Annotated in this window: 17 protein-coding genes and 2 pseudogenes; 12 read left to right on the top strand and 7 right to left on the bottom strand. The window is 36.9% G+C overall.

What is annotated here, in order from left to right:
- Positions 1–131 precede the first annotated feature (131 nt).
- The 4 genes from Q9R36_RS24165 to Q9R36_RS24150 all read left to right on the top strand — a co-directional run bounded on the left by Q9R36_RS24165 (position 132) and on the right by Q9R36_RS24150 (position 4,187).
- Entirely contained in the window at positions 132–1,769 is a 1,638-nt protein-coding gene (locus tag Q9R36_RS24165) for a multicopper oxidase family protein (protein WP_311226021.1), read from the top strand.
- A gap of 419 nt (positions 1,770–2,188) precedes the next feature.
- On the top strand, positions 2,189–2,698 hold the full coding sequence (locus Q9R36_RS24160) for a hypothetical protein (protein ID WP_311226020.1): 510 nt from the start codon (positions 2,189–2,191) through the stop codon (positions 2,696–2,698).
- Between the two features lie 141 nt (positions 2,699–2,839).
- On the top strand, positions 2,840–3,361 hold the full coding sequence (locus Q9R36_RS24155; RefSeq protein ID WP_311226019.1) for a hypothetical protein: 522 nt from the start codon (positions 2,840–2,842) through the stop codon (positions 3,359–3,361).
- Positions 3,362–3,374: 13 nt separating this feature from the next.
- Complete coding sequence (locus Q9R36_RS24150; protein WP_311226018.1) at positions 3,375–4,187, top strand: hypothetical protein; 813 nt, start codon at positions 3,375–3,377, stop codon at positions 4,185–4,187.
- 52 nt (positions 4,188–4,239) lie between these two features.
- Here the strand turns inward: Q9R36_RS24150 and Q9R36_RS24145 are convergent, their stop codons facing one another.
- From Q9R36_RS24145 to Q9R36_RS24130, 4 genes are all read right to left on the bottom strand, one after another.
- On the bottom strand, positions 4,240–4,440 hold the full coding sequence (locus Q9R36_RS24145; RefSeq protein ID WP_040037814.1) for a hypothetical protein: 201 nt from the start codon (positions 4,438–4,440) through the stop codon (positions 4,240–4,242).
- A gap of 153 nt (positions 4,441–4,593) precedes the next feature.
- Positions 4,594–6,723, bottom strand: coding sequence for a heavy metal translocating P-type ATPase (locus Q9R36_RS24140; RefSeq protein ID WP_041098637.1), 2,130 nt, complete (start codon positions 6,721–6,723; stop codon positions 4,594–4,596).
- Positions 6,716–7,084 (bottom strand): ArsR/SmtB family transcription factor, encoded by a 369-nt coding sequence (locus tag Q9R36_RS24135; RefSeq protein WP_040037816.1) that lies wholly within the window; start codon positions 7,082–7,084, stop codon positions 6,716–6,718. Before Q9R36_RS24135 ends, Q9R36_RS24140 begins: the two co-directional genes overlap by 8 nt.
- Positions 7,085–7,342: 258 nt before the next feature.
- A complete protein-coding gene (locus Q9R36_RS24130) occupies positions 7,343–7,918 on the bottom strand; it encodes a recombinase family protein (protein WP_040037817.1) in 576 nt (191 codons plus the stop codon).
- A gap of 146 nt (positions 7,919–8,064) precedes the next feature.
- On the opposite strand from Q9R36_RS24130, the pseudogene Q9R36_RS26190 reads away from it, so the two are divergent.
- A pseudogene (locus Q9R36_RS26190) lies at positions 8,065–8,277 on the top strand (DUF4158 domain-containing protein); the annotation flags it as partial.
- Between the two features lie 414 nt (positions 8,278–8,691).
- Here Q9R36_RS26190 and Q9R36_RS24125 read toward each other — a convergent pair.
- The 3 genes and pseudogenes from Q9R36_RS24125 to hxlA all read right to left on the bottom strand — a co-directional run bounded on the left by Q9R36_RS24125 (position 8,692) and on the right by hxlA (position 11,236).
- Positions 8,692–9,679, bottom strand: a pseudogene (locus Q9R36_RS24125) (Gfo/Idh/MocA family protein).
- A 358-nt stretch (positions 9,680–10,037) separates the two neighbouring features.
- Positions 10,038–10,595, bottom strand: coding sequence for a 6-phospho-3-hexuloisomerase (hxlB, locus tag Q9R36_RS24120; protein ID WP_066154431.1), 558 nt, complete (start codon positions 10,593–10,595; stop codon positions 10,038–10,040).
- Positions 10,596–10,597: 2 nt separating this feature from the next.
- Positions 10,598–11,236, bottom strand: a complete 639-nt coding sequence (gene hxlA, locus Q9R36_RS24115) for a 3-hexulose-6-phosphate synthase (protein WP_066154434.1) — start codon at positions 11,234–11,236, stop codon at positions 10,598–10,600.
- A gap of 203 nt (positions 11,237–11,439) precedes the next feature.
- Here hxlA and Q9R36_RS24110 point away from each other — a divergent pair, with 203 nt between their 5' ends.
- The 7 genes from Q9R36_RS24110 to Q9R36_RS24080 form a co-directional block, all read left to right on the top strand.
- Positions 11,440–11,805: a winged helix-turn-helix transcriptional regulator gene (locus Q9R36_RS24110; protein WP_031538335.1), complete on the top strand. Its 366-nt coding sequence runs from the start codon at positions 11,440–11,442 to the stop codon at positions 11,803–11,805.
- 735 nt (positions 11,806–12,540) lie between these two features.
- Positions 12,541–14,013 (top strand): glucose-6-phosphate dehydrogenase, encoded by a 1,473-nt coding sequence (zwf, locus tag Q9R36_RS24105; protein WP_031538334.1) that lies wholly within the window; start codon positions 12,541–12,543, stop codon positions 14,011–14,013.
- A gap of 198 nt (positions 14,014–14,211) precedes the next feature.
- Positions 14,212–15,105 carry a phosphogluconate dehydrogenase (NAD(+)-dependent, decarboxylating) gene (gene gnd / locus Q9R36_RS24100; RefSeq protein WP_031538333.1) on the top strand — a complete coding sequence of 298 codons (894 nt, stop codon included), beginning with the start codon at positions 14,212–14,214 and terminating at the stop codon, positions 15,103–15,105.
- A gap of 346 nt (positions 15,106–15,451) precedes the next feature.
- On the top strand, positions 15,452–15,943 hold the full coding sequence (locus Q9R36_RS24095) for a hypothetical protein (RefSeq protein WP_031538332.1): 492 nt from the start codon (positions 15,452–15,454) through the stop codon (positions 15,941–15,943).
- A gap of 240 nt (positions 15,944–16,183) precedes the next feature.
- Positions 16,184–17,521: a glucose-6-phosphate isomerase gene (locus Q9R36_RS24090; protein ID WP_031538331.1), complete on the top strand. Its 1,338-nt coding sequence runs from the start codon at positions 16,184–16,186 to the stop codon at positions 17,519–17,521.
- A 204-nt stretch (positions 17,522–17,725) separates the two neighbouring features.
- Entirely contained in the window at positions 17,726–18,292 is a 567-nt protein-coding gene (locus Q9R36_RS24085) for a recombinase family protein (RefSeq protein WP_066154495.1), read from the top strand.
- Positions 18,293–18,381: 89 nt separating this feature from the next.
- A partial coding sequence (locus Q9R36_RS24080) for a Tn3 family transposase (RefSeq protein ID WP_311226017.1) occupies positions 18,382–20,834 on the top strand: 2,453 nt, incomplete at its 3' end.

The following is a 20,834-nucleotide window of genomic DNA, read 5'->3' as shown; positions in this document are numbered from 1 at the left end:
TCCAGTGAAAATATGAAACTTCCTAAATTACTGACTTATAAAAGAAAAATACCTTTAAATATCTTTTTAATCCTTAATTTCTGCATTTATTTTTATTATGATTTGTTTGAATAATTACAGGAGGGATCATCATGAAGATTAAACTGCTTGCTATATTTATTTTTTCAATGCTTTTTCTCGCTGCCTGTTCTAATAGCGGTATGAGTGGAATGGATCACAAAAACATGGACATGGATGAAGAAAATAATTCTGAAGTAAAAGAAAAAGTTGAGGGGCTACAAACTACAAACGCTACTGAAACACTTACAGGAAAAGAATTTAACATAGTTGCTAAAGAAGGCAAACATCAGCTGAATAAGAGTGTAAGCGTAAATGCCCTTACTTTCAATGGCTCTGTTCCCGGCTCACAAATTCGGGTGAAGCAAGGGGAAAAGGTAAAAATAAACCTAAAAAATGAATTAGACGTACCTGTAACAATACACTGGCATGGGATTACAGTTCCAAATGAAATGGATGGCATTCCAGGTGTGACACAAAATGCAGTCCAACCAGGTGAAACCTTCATATATGAATTTACACCTGACGATTCAGGAACATATATGTACCATACCCATCAAAATGCTGTTGAGCAAATGGATAAAGGTCTTTACGGTTCATTTATTGTAGAACCAAAAGAGAAGACTTATGATCGTGACTATACACTACTGCTTGATGAGTGGATGAGTAAGCCTGAAGAAGGTGAATCCAGCATGGAAGGTATGGATCACAGTAACATGGGGTCAGATGAAGCCAGCAATAAAGAGACTGATTCAGAGGATTCAAGTATGAGCGGTATGGATCATGGCAGCATGGAGTCAGATAGCAATGACAGCATAAATGGAATGGGCGAAATGGGCCATGACATGAGTGCTTACGATATCTTTACGATAAATGGCAAAAGTGGCGACAGCATTGAGCCTTTAAAGGTAAAAGAAGGAGAAAAGGTCAGAATTCGTCTTGTCAATGTAGGGTTTATGTCTCATAAAATCCATCTCCATGGTCATGATTTTAAAGTGGCAGCCATCGACGGACAAGAACTAAATGAACCAAAAGAAATCAAAGATCAATTGATTTCAATAGCACCAGGTGAGCGATATGACATTGAGTTTACTGCGGACAACCCTGGCGAATGGTTCATCGAGTGCCACGGTGACATGGAAGGCACAAGTGGGATGAAGACAAAAATTCAATATGAAAGCTCTTCTAATTCAACAGATAAATCTAATCAGTCCGAAGAACTTCCAGAGTTCACGTTTGTGAACTATGGCGCTTCTGCACAAGGAGAATTTTCACTGAACCAGAAATATAATGTTGAATATAAAATGGATCTTAATACTGGCATGGATGGCAGCGGTATGGCCTATACGATTAACGGCAAAACTTTCCCTGATACAGATAACATAAATGTTAAGGAAGGCGACCTCGTTAAGGTAACACTGACTAATAATTCTAAGATGGATGATCATCCTATGCACCTGCACGGCCACTTCTTCCGGGTTCTTAGCAAGAATGGAAAGACTGTTGAAGGATCTCCTATAATGAAAGATACGATTAACTTAAAACCTGGTGATGAATATATTGTTGCATTTAAAGCAGATAACCCGGGGAATTGGCTATTCCATTGTCATGACCTTCACCACGCTACAGCTGGAATGGTGAATATGGTTAAATACGAAGGATTCAAACCAAGCTTTACACCTGATTCAAATGCTAATAATAAACCAGAATAATTACCATATACCTCTAGAGAAAACACCCCCATATAAAGGGTCGTTTTCTCTGAATGCTTAAAGCTTTTTGTTTTTGATTAAAACCTAAAGAAGCATCTTTTTACATTTGGTCTTTCAATCTGGGTGTTTGAACGGATGTAAACAAGCTCGGATTCAAAGTAATCCGAGCCTATTAATATGGAATTTCCGACACTAATCCTCATACCAAATCCTTCTAGGCATAGCATGGATAAAAGAAAACGCTGGACATAGAAGAATTCAATCTTTCCATTCAGAAAAAACAGTATTGGACTCTAATTGCAGGATATATAAAGATGCTCCCTCTTTTAGCTTATATAATAATAAGGATTTTTGGTACAATGCACCTCAAACATCAGTGTGAATATCCTAATGTAGGAGTAAGAGGAGGATGACAAACAATGAACCTGCCTGCAGTAGACCTAGGGATTATGACGGAACATTTGAGTACCCATGAGGGGGTCATCCATAAGCTTAAATTGTATTATTCATCAGTACAAAACCCCGTATTTAAAAATTTATTGGGATTACACATTAAAATGTTAAGAAATCACGTTATAGCAATGCTCGGCCTTATCAACCCAGATCCTACACATAAGGTAGATTTATCGGAAATGGACTCAATAAACTGGAATATAAATCTTGGCACACTAGAAGAATATGAAAAAGATATTGCTCTTGAAGCGAGGTCGACTGCCAAACAGATGGGGAGCGATAACTTTAATTCAGCCTTAATGATGAAGGATGCTGACGTCAAAAATATCCACCTTCAAATGTCATACCAGGATGTAAGCATGCAAATGATGTACGACCACCTAATAAAACATACTCTCGGAGAGTTTATTCCCAGGGTTAGCAAAGAAATGCAGCGTTTGACTCTGCAGCATTATTCCCACGTACAAAATGAATAGCTGCCTTAGTTGTGCCGGAAGCCATTTGACTACTCCGGCTTATTTTGTGGAGCAAATTGTGCATTTTTTGTGCAGTTTAATCCACTAAAAAAGTGGTAGAAGGTAGATGAACTGAAAATACCATAATCAGGAGGAATGCATATGTTAGTACCTGCTACAGATATGGGGCTTATTGCTACACATTTATCAGCACACGATGGCTTAATAGCAAAAATTAAAATGCATGAAAAAAAGGTTGAGAGCGAGGAATTAAAATATGTCCTGAATAAAAAGCTCGACCTGTTAAGAAGCCATGTAAGATTGATGATGGAGATGCTTGATCCTGCAAAAAGTGATTTTCAAGAAGTCCCTTCTTTGGATGAGCTTCCTTCAGGAAACCAGCCTGTAGGAAAAGTTCAGAATGCTAGTCAATTGGACAAGCATATCGCCTTAGAAACAAAGAAGGCAGCTGAATCAATGGCTTTGGACAACTTTATTTCCGCCCTAAAAATGCAGGACCCTAAGGTCAAGCATGCACATGTTCAATTTGCCCTTCAGGAAATAGAAATAATTAAAGATGTTACAGAAATACTAAAAGAAGTGGGTGCTGAAATTACCCCTCTTGGTACGGAAGAAGAACAGCAGAAGATTATGAGACATTTTGAGCACATTCTAAACGAGTAAAGAGGTGATAAAAATGCAACAAGATCACAATCATTACAGACACCAAGGTCATCATCAAATGGACCATGGCGCAAACCACACCAATCATCAGCAAACCAACCCTGCTGAAGAACTAAAAGTAGGTTGGGAGCTGAATCCGAATAATGTTCAGCCTAATCAGGAGACCGAAATAAAAATTACCTTAAAAGACAGTTATGGAATTCCGGCAACCGCTTTTGCTGTTGTACATGAAAAAAAAATGCACTTACTTGCAATTAGCAAAGACCTCTCCACCTTCCAGCACCTTCATCCGGATTACAAAGGAGATGGGGAATTTGTAGTCAATACCAATTTTCCAAACGCAGGATTCTATAAACTGTACGCTGATTTTATGCCGGAAGGCAGTACCCAGCAGGTAGCCAAATTTAACTTAAATGTTAAAGGGACACAGGATCAACAGGCAGTTACACCTGACGAAAGTTTAAAGAAAACAGTGAATGGTCTTGATTTTGAACTCTCCTTTGACGGGTTAGCTGCCGATCAGTATCTTACGATGGAGTTTACTATAACAGATACTGAAAGCCAAGAGCCTGTAAAAGAACTGGAACCCTACCTGGGATCAGCTGGTCATGTGGTGATTGTCAGCAGAGACCTGGAGAATTTCCTTCACGTTCATCCAACTGATGAAAAGACTACAGGACCAACCGTTTCTTATAGGGGTAGCGTCAGGAAAATGCGGATTTACAACGCTAAGGAAATTCTCATACTAAAAAGCCAAATTTCTCAACATCAATTGAGAAATTTGGCTTTTTTCGTTGCTCAGTTAAAGCGTCCTTTAGTTGTATAATTAAAATATATATGATGAAAGGAGTAGCCTACTCCTTTTTTGATGGCATTTGTCAGCCACCTTCTATACATGTTGCCGTTGAACTTCCAACAATAGCATTGAGTTCTTGAAGTAGGGAAGTCAATGCATCGGCTTCAACCAATGTAACTAAAGTTTTTTCAGTCAGTGGAATATTGTGTTCTTTAAAAACATCCGTTGTACTTTCCCAAACTTCAGCAATAGCTTTGGGTGACATATTTGATTGTATGACCATTTTGACAACCTCCTTTTAATCAGTTATTTCCCTTTTAATTTTACCCTACTAATACAGCAACTGTAATTCCATGATTATTCCTGTTAATATCCCTATTGAAGCATAACATTGTTTTCAATTATCACACCTGATTGTTGAAGCCCATTTTAGAACCTATTCTTTGATTTTCAATAAGCGTAAACTGTTTAATGTTACAAGTAAAGTTGCTCCCATATCAGCAAATATCGCTATCCATAGTGTTAACCAACCGGGCATGACCAACAGTAATGCCACTAATTTAATCGCCAAAGAGAAGGTAATGTTTTGCTTGATGATTGCTAAAGCCTTACGGCTTAATTTTATTGTATATGGTAATCTACTCAAATCATCAGACATTAATGCGATGTCAGCCGTTTCTAAAGCTGTATCAGTTCCAGCACCACCCATCGCTACACCAACGGTAGATGCTGCAAGTGCTGGAGCATCGTTCACGCCATCTCCGACCATTCCCACACTTTGATGTTTTTCTCGAAGTTCTTTAATGAAATTCAACTTATCCTCTGGAAGTAAATCAGCTCTAATATCAGAAACACCAATTTGTTTTCCAATTGCAGTTGCAGTTCTCTGATTATCACCTGTAAGCATTACTGTTTCTATTCCAATATTATTCAATTTTCCGATAACTTCTTTTGATGTTTCCCTAATTTCATCAGCTACAGCAATTAACGAAAGAATCTCTTTTTTCGTTCCTAGCACCATCACGGTTTTTCCTTGGATCTGCATTTCTGTAATCTTTTGTTTTCTATCACTTTCAATGCTTCCATGTAATTCTTCAAAAAGTGCTGGGCTTCCGACATAATACATTTCGTTATTTACTTTGGCTTTTACACCTTTGCCCGTAATGGATTGGAAGTCTTCAACCATTACATCATTAAAGTCTGATCCATTTTCTTCTGCTTTTCTCATAATTGCTGAAGCAAGTGGATGCTGCGATCCTTTTTCAATGGCTGCTGTTATGGTCATTAATTCATTTTCATTTCCACCATATGTCACAATGTCTGTTACAGCAGGAATCCCTTTTGTTAATGTTCCTGTTTTATCAAAAGCAATCGCTTTTAAGTGTCCTGCTTCTTCTAAATGGATACCACCTTTAATTAAAACACCATTTTTCGCTGCATTTCCTATTGCTGTAACAACAGCAACTGGAGTTGAGACTACTAAGGCACAAGGACAACCAACCACTAATACAGCTAATCCTTGATAAATCCATTGGCTCCAGTCTCCCCCAAATAATGGTGGAACTACCGCAATTAAAAGAGCTAGTATCACAATAGCTGGTGTATAGTATTTAGCAAATTTATCGACAAACGCTTGAGAAGGGGCCCGCTCTGCTTGAGCTTCTTCTACCAAGTGAATGATTTTTGAAAGAGTAGTATCTTCAACTCGTTTTGTTACTTTAACCTCAAGTAACCCTTCTTCATTCAAGGTTCCTGCAAATACTTCATCATCTGTGTTTTTCATTACTGGAACACTTTCACCTGTAATCGCAGCCTGATTTAATGTCGATGTACCTTTAACCACTACTCCATCCATTGCTAACTTTTGACCGGGCTTAACAATCATGATGTCTCCAACTTGAATATCATCAACATGAATCATCATTTCTTCATTGCCTCGTCGAATTAACGCTTCTTTTGGGGCAATATCCATTAAAGATTCAATAGATTGACGTGCTTTATCCATTGAATAACGCTCTAATGCTTCACTAATCGCAAATAGGATAACAACGGTTGCCCCTTCACCCCATTCACCAATGATTGCAGCTCCTATAATGGCAATAGTCATAAGCGTATTCATATCGAAATTTAATCTACTTAGATTTTTGAGACCTTTAATGAATAACGAATATCCACCGATTAAAATGGACGCTGCATAACCAATTGTCGGTAGAACATGCTCCTCACCATACTGTTCTCCTAAGAACCAGCTAACTACAAGTAAAAGGGCTGATATATATACCTTAGCGTTTTCTTTCTGCTTCCAAAAAGGTTCTCGTTCTACCCTTTGTTCTTTTTCATCTCGAATTTTTAAATTTTCAAATGCTCCTGCTTTTTCTAATTCTTCAATGGTTGTCGTCCCTTTAACATAAACTTTGGATGCTCCGAAGTTTACTTTCGCATCCTGAACACCGGGAAGTTCTTTAACATTATTTTCAAAAATGGCTGCACAGTTAGTACAAGTAAATCCTTGAACACGATAGGCTTTCATTTCTTCTTCAGATAGTTTTGCTTTCTCACTAGACATTGCTCTTCACCTCTTTCTTATGTGCTAATGCAATCATCATAATTTGTCTGATATGCTCATCATCTAATGAATAAAATGCCAGTTTGCCTTCTTTTCTAAATTTCACAATCCCCTGTTTATGAAGGGAGCGTAAATGATGAGAAGCATTTGCAACCGTAACACCTATAATATTTGCTATATCACACACACACAGTTCGTCATCTTGACACAAAGCATAGGTAATTTTTGCTCTATTTTCATCTGCAATAGCTTTTAACATTTGGGCAACACTAGAAATATCTACTGTCTGTAAATTACCTTGTATTCGATTGACCTTTTCTTCGTCATAACAATAAATTTGACAAGTATCTTTCTTAATCATATTCTCACCTCAATCTCATTCAAGTGTTTGCTTGAATATAGTATAACCATTTTTAATAATTCATTCAAGTGTTTATTTGAATGAATAAAAAAATTCATAAAAAAAGAATTGGAGTACCCAATTCTAATAACAAAATAACCAAACTGCATAAGACTTTAAGTACATAATTCATAATCTCCTTTAAAACATAGGATAAGGATCTGATTTTCTTTAAAGGGGTTACTTCATAATCTGGCCCTTTAATGGAATAGGACTGAACTATTTGTTCTCTTCCGATAGCTTTCTATATAATGAAGCCCTAGACACATTTGTAATTTCACAAATTTGATTTACAGTCATATTTCCTTCTTTATATAGCTTTACTGCATAATTCATTCCCGCATGATTTTTATGATATTTCTTTATCCGACCTTTAAACTTTCCTTCTTTCTTAGCCAGCTCAATCCCTTCACGTTGACGCATACGGATAAGATCTCTCTCTAACTGATTAACTCCAGCCATTACTGTAATTAAGAATTGGCTGTATGGATTATCTTCTGATAAATCTAACCACGTATCCTTTAGGGACTTTAAACTGGCCTTTTTACTTCGTATTAAATCAATTAATTCAAACAAGTCCTGCGTACTTCGAGTGATTCGAGTTAAATCTGTAACATAAATAATGTCACCTTCCTGTAAATCCTCTAACATTTTTTGAAGTTCCTCACGTTTCTTTGTTGCCCCAGAAACTTTTTCTTCGTATATAATATCCATTCCGATTTCGTTCAGCTGCTGAAATTGCCTTGAAGGGTTTTGGCTAGTCGAACTGACACGTATATAACCGATTTTTCGCAAAATATCACCTCGTTTTTGAGACAAGTCTTATGAGACGCTCTTAACTATGATTTTATCAGTCTACTACACTTGTATCAATAGAGTACACTCTATTGATATATAATTGAACTAATAAATTGAAAAATACAGAAATGGGATGATACTGAATGAAAATTGCGAGAGGTAGAGAATTGCTTACACCGGAACAGAGACAGTCTTTTATGCAAATCCCTGAAGATGAATGGATATTGGGGACCTACTTCACTTTTTCCAAACGTGATTTAGAAATAGTTAATAAGCGAAGGAGGGAAGAAAACCGTTTAGGGTTTGCCGTTCAATTAGCTGTTCTTCGGTATCCCGGTTGGCCATACACTCATATCGGGGTACGACCGAGGTACTTGTAAAAAAGGGTCATAGCATGGATTTTTTTTACATTTACAACCCTTTTTACTCTGTAGGGTAGGGTGGGGTCAGAAAAGTGCGGTTGTTGGTAGGATCCTAATAGGGGTAGTGTCATTGTCGCTACTCCTATTAAGGAATACTTAAACTAAATCACAAATTAATAAGAAGAAACACATCTTAAAAAATGAGCATTGAACCTTTGCATAATAAGCAAAAGTCCTTTAAAATTTGTTAGCCGGGTAGAAAATGCTATAATGCTCTTATAAAAAAGAATGGATGCAAAATAGTTTAGGTAAGTTCTAAAACGATTTCTTTTATTCTTCGACAAACAGGCCAGATTCGTAATTTCTCAAGAGAATAATACAAGTCGCTGTAGGGGTTTTTGTGTTTTTTCACTTATGATCACTTTGATATACAAGACCTATTTCATCTCTCACTTTATCCAACACTTGTATCGTGGTGTATGAATTTTTATATGAGTTAGTATCAGACTCTGTTTTTCCTCGGTTGATTAATTCAATAAATTCTTTCACTTCGTAATACATAGCTGGATGAGATTGGTCGACTGTTAATTGTTCAACCGTGCCGTCAGTGTAGTGAATTTCTACTTTTTCAGCCGTATGAATCTTATCAATCATGATACTTCCTTTTTCGCCTTGAATTTCGCTTGGTAAATAAGAGTTCGTTATTTTGGAATACATCACAATCGCATCTTTATCATCATATTTTAAGATGACGCTACCTTCACCATCCACACCCGAATCAAGCATAATGCCAGTTGCCTTCACTTCTTTTGGTTCACCAAATAATGTAATAAGTGGATACAAACAATAGACACCAAGGTCCATTAATGAACCGTTCGCAAACTCTGGATTGAAGGCATTAAGGACAATTCCTTCTTTGTATTTATCATAACGAGATGAATACTGACAATAGCTTGCAAAGTATCTACGGATAGGACCAATTTTATGTAAATTATCTTGAATGACCTTGAAGTTTGGAAGTAAGGTTGATTTCATTGCTTCCATTAATAGGGCGTTATGATCTTTTGCGGCTTGAATCATCCTCGCTACTTCGGTTGCATTAACAGCCAGTGGCTTTTCACATAACACATGTTTGCCATTTTGCAAAAATAAAATAGCTTGTTCTGCGTGATATGAATTGGGAGTAGCCAATGTACACCGCGTCAATTTCTTGACTAACTGCCATTTCTTTTAGGTTTGTAAATATTTTTGTTACTCCATATTTACTTGCAAATTCTTCTGCTCTACTAATCGTGCGAGAATAAACAGCAGTTAGTTTAAAATCTTCTACATCATTTGCTGCTTCAAGTAATCTTTCTGTAATCCAATTAGTACCGATTACGCCGAATTGAACCATTTATTCAACCTCATTCCTTTGTTTTATAAAACGAAGAGTTTTGTTTACTACACTTATGAAGCGTTTTTCATCGCCAATAGGATTTTATTTTCCCATAAAAAAACTTATATAGACATGGGGCCTACCAGTGAAATATTGGTGATAACCCAAATAGGGCTCATACTGTGAGTGATGGCTAAATTCTTGGCTGTGCCCCACCCAATAATGATCTCTGATCCGGCCATAGAAGGGACTGAATCAGAGGCTATTTTTTCTTTCCTGTATGGACTGTGTTATTTGTAATATGCAGTAAAGACCGCAATTCATAAAAGAAATAAATGCGGTCTTTACGATGTTTCCATATTTTTTAAAGTGTACTCTATTCGAGATTGGCATGTTTGCCGTACATTTTAGTAGAGTCTAAGCCTTTTTTTTCCATAAAACGCAAGATCAATGCATCATAAAATAATAACATCGTTTGCTCAAAAAGTGACCCCATTGGTTGTATGGTCTTATATTCACTTTCAGATTGATCTTTCGGTGATCCAGGCAATTTAATGATAATATCAGCTAATTTTCCAATCGTGGAGTCAGGGGAAATCGTTACAGCTGCGACCGTCCCACCTAAACTTTTTGCTTTTTCAGCGATTGAAACCAAGGTTTTCGTTTCACCTGAACCTGAACCGATGATCAACAAATCATCTTTTTCTAAATTTGCTGTTACAGTTTCACCGATTACATAAGCATCGATCCCCATGTGCATCATTCTCATCACGAAAGATTTGCCCATAAATCCAGATCTGCCCGCACCTGCAACAAAGATTTTTTTGGATTCCAGAATCTTATTAACCAACTTCTCTGCTTCTTCGTCAGAGATTAAGTCGACTGTCCGACTTAATTCTTGAACGACTTCAGCTAAATATTGAGTAGTTTTCATAGTTATAATGAACCTTGTTTAATCAATTCTTGCATTTTAGCTGCAACTGCTTTTTTATCGTCTTTGCTTGTGATACCGCCACCTACGATGACAAGATCTGGTTGTACTTTAATCACATCTGGAAGTGTTTCTAATTTGATTCCGCCTGCAATAGCAGTTTTCGCATTTTTTACAACGCTCTTAATGGTTGCAAGGTCTTCGAAAGAATTTTTTCCTACAGCTTGAAGGTCATAACCTGTGTGAACGCAGATATAATCTACTCCTAGTTCATCCAGTTCTTTCGCACGACCTTCAATGTCTTTAACTGCGATCATATCAGCAAGGATTTGTTTACCTTGTTTTTTTGCTTCTTCTACAGCACCTTTAATGGACTCGTCTTCAGCTGTACCAAGAATGGTGATGATGTCAGCGCCTGCTGCAGATGCTTGGCTAACTTCATATCCAGCTGCATCCATGATTTTAAGGTCAGCTAATACAGTTAAGTTAGGGAAGGCAGCTTTCACTTCCTTTACTGCTTTAAGGCCTTCATTAATCACAACCGGCGTGCCGATTTCTACAACATCTATATGATTTTCTACTTCTTTCACCAATTCAATGGCTCCTGGAATATCTACAAGATCTAATGCTAATTGTAATTTCATTTATTACTCGCTCCTTATATAATAGTATATTGTGCCGTATAGCTTTCTTTTGCACAGTGTTATTGTATCCAATTGATAGCTATTTACTAACGGTATGATACTCAGTATACTGGGTATGTTACTAAATTAAAAGTATGCACTTTTTTATCATATAGTAACAAAAAGTATACTATGGGACATAATAAGGGTTGGAGGTGAAATGAATGCCGAATCTTGGGGAAAAAGTGTTTAATTGTGAAAAAGAATTGACTCTTTCGATTATTGGTGGAAAATGGAAAATGTTGGTATTGTGGCATCTAGGAAAAGAAGGAACCAAACGTTTTGGTGAACTAAAGGCCCTCATGCCGGGTATCACTCAAAGAATGCTTGTTAATCAATTGCGCGAACTTGAAGACCATTTGATTGTTCATCGTGAAGTCTATCCTGTCGTTCCACCAAAAGTTGAATACTCACTCACTGAGTATGGAAGAAGTCTGATGCCTATTCTGGATGCTATGTATGACTGGGGTAAAGATTATATTGAGAATGTATTGGAAAAAGAAACAGAAAACAAATCGTCTATTCAGTAGAAAAAAGAGTTTCTCCTAGGGGTTCGAAAAAGTGTAAAAAAGTTCATATACTAACAAACCACGGTTAGCTATCTTAATAAAGATGCTGTCCGTGTTTTTTTATATCTCTACGTATTTAAAAGGTTGAAAAAACACAACATTTAAACACAACATTTAATAAAAGAATCAGTTACTAAAAAGCCAAGGGCAGCGAATCTTGTATAATCGCTGTCCTTGGCTTTTCACTCTTGGTATTGGATTCAAGTTTATAGTATTATTTTTAACACTATGTTATACCAATGTATCTATATGTTAATAAAGTGCGTACTTTCAAAAGTATAACATACGTAATATACTGATTTTGCTCAAGTAATAGCGAGCTTAAAGAATACTACCAAACCTTAAGGGAATACTGCTACAAGCATGGTGAGATGAAGTGAAACTTCATTTAATAATTTATACATGTTGTTGCTTTTTACGAAAGGAGAGATCCGCATGGAAAGGTTCAAAACTAAGCAGCGAAAAGTTTGTGAAAGATGTCTAATCATCACCATAAATAATGAAACCTGTCCAAAATGTGGACATTCTCAATTAAGAGATATCATTATTACCGGACAAGCTGGGAGAAATAAACGAAACTTACATCCAAAAGTAGGATAACGCAATAGCGAAAATCCTTGTTGTTTTGTAGGGGAAACGAAGAAAATCAGACATTTTTCTATTTGAAAATGCTTTGAAAAAGTGGAGGAATGAAAAGTGGATTCTATGACGTTTGTCTTATTTGGGGCAACTGGGGATTTAGCTAAGCGAAAAATCTACCCTGCCTTGTTTAATTTATATTTGAATCAAAAATTACCAGATTCTTTTTTGATCATTGGTGTAGGAATAGACGAAATGTCTGATGTTGATTTTCAAAACCATGTAACAGACTCGCTATACACTTTTTCTAGACACTTGATAAATGATAAATCCGAAAAACAAGAGTTTGTAAAGGCATTTCGTTATTGCCAGTTAGATTTCACGAATGCTGAAGGGTATAAGAAGTTAGTTGAAGTCGTTCAACAAAATGAAAAAGACCAGAGTATTGAAGAGAATCGAATGTTTTATCTTTCTGTTGCTCCTGAATTCTTTGATGTAATTGCTTTGAACATCAAGGAGAGTGGATTAGGCTCGACAAAAGGATGGAAACGATTAATGATCGAAAAACCATTTGGGCGTGATTTAAAATCTGCTCAAGATTTAAATGAAAAACTAAGCAAAGCTTTTGAAGAAGACGAAATTTTCAGGATTGACCATTATCTTGGAAAACCGATGGTTCAAAACCTTGAAGCTTTAGAATTTGCCAACCCTGTGCTGCAATCACTATGGAACAATCGGTATATTGCCAATGTGCAAATAACGGCTAGTGAAACGGTTGGTGTAGAAGAGAGAGCTAGTTATTATGAAAAAGCAGGGGCTATTCGTGATATGGTCCAAAATCATATGATGCAGCTGTTGATGATGACGGCCATGCATCAGCCAAAACAGATGAGCACGAACGATATCCGTACAGTGAAAAGAAAAGTTATGGACTCTCTTCGGCCTGTACAGAAAGATACTGTAGGTATCCACGTTGTTCGTGGTCAATATGGACCGGGGGAAATAAAGGGTAAACCTGTAGTCGGATATTTAGAAGAACCTGGAGTGAATGCTTCTTCCACAAACGATACATTTGTGGCTGCTCGTTTATGGATTGATAGTTCATTCTGGGATGGGGTGCCATTTTATATCCGGACAGGAAAAAGAATGAAGGAAAAGTCGACGCGGATTGTGATTGAATTCAAGAATCCAACGAAAAATGTGTATACTAACGAGAATCAATTTGCAGAACCCAATCTATTAGTTATCAAAGTAAGTCCAAATGAGGGTGTGTCGATGCAATTAAATAGCAAAAATTTAACAAATGGAAATTTGGAGCCGATAATTGTTGACTTCTCAGCAAGTACAAAAGACATACCAGAAGCTTATGAACTCTTAATATTCGATGCTCTGCGTGGGGACTCTACCTTCTTTGCTCATTGGGACGAAGTTGAATTATCTTGGAAATGGGTACAGCCCGTTTTAGAGGCGTTTGAGGAAAATGCCCTTCCACTCCACCTATATCAAGCCGGTTCGATGGGGCCACAAGCTGCTTCGCAATTATTGGAGGAGGATGGTTTTAAATGGTGGGAAACCAGGGGGGGAGTTTAATCCGCACCTCCCTGGAAGGCTATTGGTATGAAGAGAGCAAACCGAGGTTGGATTTGACAGATAATTGTTACGCGATTTACCCAAGGAACTTAAAGTATTTGTTGAATCCTTATGGTTCCATAAGGAGACCATGAAGAACAACAAATGGGTAGCATAATAATACACGCTATTTTTTGTAATTTAAAGGAGGAAACTCAAGTGAAAGTAGGATTAATTGGATTAGGGAAAATGGGTATGAACTTAGGAAAAAACTTAATTGACAATAAACACCGTGTAATGGCGTTTGATCTAAATACAAATACTATTGAAGAAATTAAAAAATATGGAGTTGAAGGAGCATCCAGTTTACAAGATCTTGTTCAATCATTAGAAAAGCCACGAGTTGTTTGGATAATGGTCCCACACTCCGTCGTTGATTCAGTTATTAGTGAAATCACACCATTTCTAAGTGAAGGAGATATCGTCATTGAAGCTGGTAATTCGCATTATAAGGAATCCATTCGTCGTTACGAACAGTTGAAGAAAGTTGGAGTGAGCTTTATGGATGCCGGTACTTCTGGGGGGATGGAAGGTGCTCGCTATGGTGCTTGTTATATGATTGGTGGAGATCCTGAAGCATGGAGCATTGTCGAGCCGATTTTTAGAGATACAGCTGTAGATAATGGGTATTTATATGCTGGGAAATCTGGTAGTGGCCACTTCTTAAAAATGGTCCACAATGGAATAGAATACGGAATGATGGCCGCCATTGGTGAAGGATTCGAAGTCCTGGAAAAAAGCGATTTCGATTTTGACTATGAAAAAGTGGCACGGGTGTGGAATAACGGTTCTGTCATCCGCTCATGGCTCATGGAATTGACAGAACGCGCATTTTCTAAAGATGCAAAATTAGATGAAATTAAGGGCATTATGCATTCTTCTGGGGAAGGGAAATGGACAGTTGAAACCGCTTTGGATCTTCAAACAGCTACCCCTGTTATCGCTATGTCTTTACTAATGCGTTACCGTTCATTAGACAATGATACATTTACAGGTAAAGTGGTAGCTTCCCTTCGTAATGAATTTGGCGGACATGCTGTGGAAAAATCATAAAGTCATCTGCTGTATATGTCTTTCGTTAAAATGAGCCGGAAATTCATTGGATTTTTAGTTTGGTATATCCCAAAAATTGGTAGATTTACTTAAGTCGTTGATAGTGCTAACTATGTTGATTGAAGCGGAAGGAGCGAGACTCCTCGAAAATGCATTCACATTTTCTCGTGCGGTGCCTATTCACGGATGATGATTCAACGTCCTGTGGGAAAAACAGGACAAGGGAGACCCCGCAGCCGCACAGCGCCGAGGAGGCTCCCGGCTCGCCCGCGGAAAGCGAGCACCTGGAGCCAACAGACAAGTTTAACAGAGCCAAAAAAATAAAACAATATTGAGGTGTGACATCATGAACGTATTGGATGCAAAAATCATTAACACACAATATGGTTTAGAAACCTATTTAGACATGGTGAAGAATATCGAAGTAAAAGAACTCCATTCTCCATCAGATAATGAGCCCTTTTATGAAATAGTATTAGGGATAGAGTATTTTCTTCTAAGGGACGGAAAATATTATGATAGTGAAAGGAATTATTTTCGGATTCAAATGAGCGAAGATTTTAATTCAATCACGTTAAGAGAGACAGATACCGAAAGTTTATTTGCTGTCAAAACCGAACACGAGAGAGACTCAACTAAGCTACTGGTTGGAGAATGGCTTATAAAAACCAATGCTTTCAAGCAAGTAATAAGTGAACTGATCCAACAAAAGAAAATGGAGAATGTTCAAAATGAGGGAGACACTCGAAAAGTATTAGGAACGATAAGATTCTTGGAAATATTACTTGAAATCAAAACAGAAGACATACTAAGTGCCGATGTAGAGAGGGACCATTGAGTTTTCTTAATACTAACTATCTTTTAATGTACGCTATTGATAATTACACGGTCCCACTAAGGATTTTTCAAAATTGAAAAGGGGGAGTTTAAATGTGTTTTTAAAAACTTCCCTTATATACTGTAGAAAAGGAGAATGCACTAACATGAAACGTTTTACTATGCCGAGAGATCTTTTTTACGGAGAAGGATCTCCGATTGAAGCAGCTAAGCTAAATTTGATTGAAAGGGGAAGTAATGTATGACTATTTCGTTTGATTACTCCAATGCATTAGCATTTATGAAAAAGAGTGAAGTAGATAATCTAAGTGAATTTGTAAAAGTGGCTCATAAAATGCTACATGAAAAAACAGGCCCCGGCTCTGATTATCTTGGTTGGGTCGATTTGCCACTAAACTATGATAAGAGTGAATTTGAAAGAATTAAACAAGCTGCTGAAAGAATCAAGAAACATTCAGACGCAATGGTTGTAATTGGTATTGGTGGTTCGTACCTGGGGGCAAGATCGGCTATAGAATCTCTGTCCCATAGCTTTCATAACCAGATGAACAATAAGACACATGTTTATTTTGCCGGTCAGAATATCAGTTCTACTTATATATCTCATTTATTTGAACTATTAGAGGGGAAAGATATCTCTGTTAACGTCATTTCTAAATCAGGAACAACGACAGAGCCAGCCCTTGCTTTCCGTATTTTCCGTGACTATATGGAGAAAAAATACGGAAAAGAAGAGGCGAGAAAACGTATTTTTGCTACTACAGATCAGAAAAAAGGCGCATTAAAAAAGCTTGCGGACGAAGAAGGATATGAAACGTTCGTTATTCCGGATGATGTTGGTGGAAGGTATTCTGTGCTAACAGCAGTTGGTCTCTTACCAATTGCCGTAGCAGGACTTGATATTGATCATATGATGGAAGGGGCAGCAGCAGCAGCCCGTAAATACAACAATCCTGATTTATTGACAAATGAGAGCTATCAGTATGCTGCGGTCCGAAATGTACTCTACAATAAGGGAAAAGCAATTGAAGTGCTTGTTAACTATGAGCCCTCCCTTCACTACGTATCGGAATGGTGGAAGCAGCTGTTTGGGGAAAGTGAAGGAAAAGATCAAAAGGGGCTATTCCCTGCTTCCGTTGATTTTTCAACGGATTTGCATTCCATGGGGCAATATGTACAAGAAGGTCGACGAAACCTTTTAGAAACGGTTTTACAGATTAAGAAACCTCGAATTGAAGTGACTATTCAGGAGGATCCAGAAAATATTGATGGATTAAACTTCCTGGCAGGTAAGACGATGGATGAAGTCAACAAAAGTGCATTTCAGGGTACCCTTATGGCCCATATAGATGGAGAAGTACCTAATCTCGTGATTGAACTGGATGAAATGAATGAATACACTTACGGTGAGATGGTTTACTTTTTTGAGAAGGCATGTGGGATTAGTGGCCATCTATTAGGAGTTAACCCATTTGACCAGCCTGGAGTCGAAGCATACAAGAAGAATATGTTTGCTTTACTTGACAAACCTGGTTTTGAAGCAGAAAAAGCTACTCTCATGGAGCGTTTATCAAAATAATTATATCTGATTGGTTTTGTATTAATAAAAAGATTGTTACCAAAAACCATATTTTTTGTAACAATATTTATGAGAAATACTGATGCTTGATTTTACTAATTTTATAGGTTACCAAAAATAATTACCAAAAGTTTTACCAAATACTTTTACAAAAATGATGTCTCTTGTACAATTAGATTATTAAATTGTGCAGGAGGCTTCTTTATGATAATCGGTTATGCTCGAGTTTCGACAGTTGACCAAAATTTAGACCGACAAATTATATTACTTTCTGAGTACGGCTGTGAAAAAATGGTTCAAGAGAAATTTACTGGGACTACAAAGGATAGAGATGGACTTAACTCATTGCTAGATGTAATAAGGAAAGGTGATACCGTTGTAGTAGAAAGTATTTCACGCTTAGGGAGAAAAACACTTGATATTCTTTCTATTATTCAGCAATTCGAGGATACTGGTGTAAAGTTCGTTTCTATTAAGGAGAACATGGATACAAGAACATCAACGGGAAAAGCCATGTTTCAAATGATGTGTGTCATCGCAGAGTTAGAAAGAAATTTAATTGTAGAAAGAGTTAAAGAAGGGTTAGAAGCGAGTAAAAGAAGAGGAAAAAAACTAGGAAGGCCTAAAGTGGATCAAGGGAAAATTGAAATAGCCTTGAGGATGTATGACAGTAAAGAATACTCGGTAAAAGAAATTGTAGAAGGTACAGGACTTTCACAGGGATCATTATATCGAGCGATTAATAAAAGAAAACTAGTAGAAGCAAATTAATAATCTCTTATATTTTTAGGGAATTATGTGACGGACTAGGGCAGCTACTCTGTCACCACCCCCAACTTAATTTGAATGGAGTTGGTAATTTGTCATCTATAGAACGTACGGCTTATCCAAGATTTAAAAAACGTCCTACTTCAAAAGAACTTCGTGATGTTTACTCCCCTACACCTGAAGAAAACCAATTTGCGCATAAAGTTGCTAGAGGACCTGTTTCAGTTCTAAGTCTATTAGTTATGTTAAAGTCTTTCCAACGACTTGGTTACTTTCCTCCACCGAAAGATATTCCTGTAGAGATCATGATTCATATTCGGACCTGTTTGAATCTCTCTGCTAGTGTTGAACCGAATTACAATAGTAAATCAATTTACCGACATCAAAAAGCAATTAGAGATTACCTCAATGTACGTCCTTATGGAAAAGAAGCCTTACATATTGCAACTACTTCAATTTATAAGGCTACACAGGTAATGGACAATCCAGCCGATCTTATCAACGTATCCATTGAAATATTAATAAAAGAAAGGTGTGAATTACCTGCTTTTAGTACATTAGATCGATTGGCTCGTCGTATAAGAACATTAGTGAATCACCAGTTATTTAATTCAGTATTTTCAAAATTGACTCCTGAAATTGAGCGAAAATTAGATCAATTACTAGTTACTAAAAATGATAATCGGACTTCTGAATATAACTTATTAAAAGAAATTCCAAAAAGCGCAACACTTTCGCATATGAAAGAAATACAAAATAGGTTACTTCTGTTAACTGATTTTATAGAAGAAATTGATAGCTTACTAGAGGATATTCCAAATTTAAAAATTAAACACTTCGCTTTAGAAGCAAAAGCGCTTGATGCATCAGAATTAAAAGACTTTAATTTAGCTAAAAGATATATGCTGCTACTTTGTATGATTTATCGCTCAAAAATTTCAGCTATAGATAGTTTGGTAGAGATGTTTCTCAAAAGAGTCAGAACTATACATAACAAAGGCAAAGAGGAGCTAGAACTTCTTCGAGAAAAACATAGATCAAAAACTGAAAATCTTATATCTGTTTTGGCGGAAGTCTTAAATGCCACAAGTATAAATGAGAACGATACCTTGACTGGTCAGAAAATAAGGGAGTTATTAGGGAGAAGAGGTGGTATCGACGCATTAAAAGAAGATTGTGAATCAATTTCATCATATAATGGCAATAACTACCTTCCTCTTTTATGGAAGTTCTATAAAAGCCACAGGAAAACTCTTTTTAGATTGATTAGTATGATTGAAATTAATTCAACCACACAGGATCAATCACTTTTAGAAGCTTTACAATTTTTACGTGATAATGAGAACCGAAAAATTGTAAAGCTACAAATAGATTTGGATCTTTCATTTGCTAGTGAACAGTGGAAAAAAACGATTTATGTACCTAAAGAAAATAACTTAATCCATCGTAAACACCTTGAAATCTGTATTTTTTCCTATCTTGCAAGCGATTTAAAAACGGGAGACCTTTGTGTAAAAGGATCAGAGAATTTTGCTGATTACCGTGAACAGCTCCTTTCTTGGGATGAGTGTAAACCTATGGTAGATGAATACTGTAAGGAACTTGGCTTTTCTTCAAATTCAGGGGATTTTGTTCAACAATTAAAGCTCTGGCTAGGAGATACTGCACAAAAAGTAGATTTAAACTACCCTGATAACGGCCAGGTAATCATTAATGAAAATGGAGAACCAACGTTGAGAAAAATAATGAGAAAAGAACAACCTCAGACAAGTAAGGCGTTAGAGGTAGTTATTTCTCAACGGTTACCTGAACGAAATGTCTTAGATATTCTTTGTAATGTAGAACATTGGACAAATTGGACACGGCATTTTGGACCATTATCTGGTTCAGATCCTAAGCTTGAAAATGCAATGGAACGTTATATCATTACTTCTTTTGGATACGGATGTAATTTAGGACCAACACAGACTTCTAAGCACATGAAAAAAGCAGTAACCCCACACATGATTTCATTTGTAAATCGGCGACATATTAATGCATCTAAAATAGACGAAGCTATTCGTAATATTTTAAATCAATACAATCAATTTAGTTTGCCTAGACTATGGGGTGATGGAAAAACGGCTGCTGCAGATGGAACAAAATTTGATCTCTACGAAGAAAACTTAATCTCTGAATACCACATTCGATACGGAGGTTATGGGGGGATTGCATATCATCATGTTTCAGATACTTATATTGCACTCTTTAGTCACTTCATTCCATGTGGAGTTTGGGAAGCAGTTTATATTATTGATGGTTTGCTGAAAAATAAATCAGACATTCAGCCCGATACGTTACATGCTGATACGCAAGGTCAATCAACGCCTGTTTTTGCACTTGCACATTTATTGGGGATTAATTTAATGCCTCGTATTCGAAATTGGAAGGATTTAAAATTTTACAGGGCTGATAAGGACACAAAATATCACCACATTGATCAGTTGTTTAGTGATACCGTTGACTGGGACCTAATTGAAACACACTGGCAAGATCTGCTCCAAGT

It is taken from the genome of Bacillus sp. AG4(2022) (assembly GCF_031844465.1).
In the GTDB taxonomy this organism is placed as follows: domain Bacteria; phylum Bacillota; class Bacilli; order Bacillales; family Cytobacillaceae; genus Bacillus_AB; species Bacillus_AB infantis.
The sequence above is the reverse complement of the archived record's forward strand: the minus strand, read 5'-3'. Positions and strand labels throughout refer to the sequence as shown.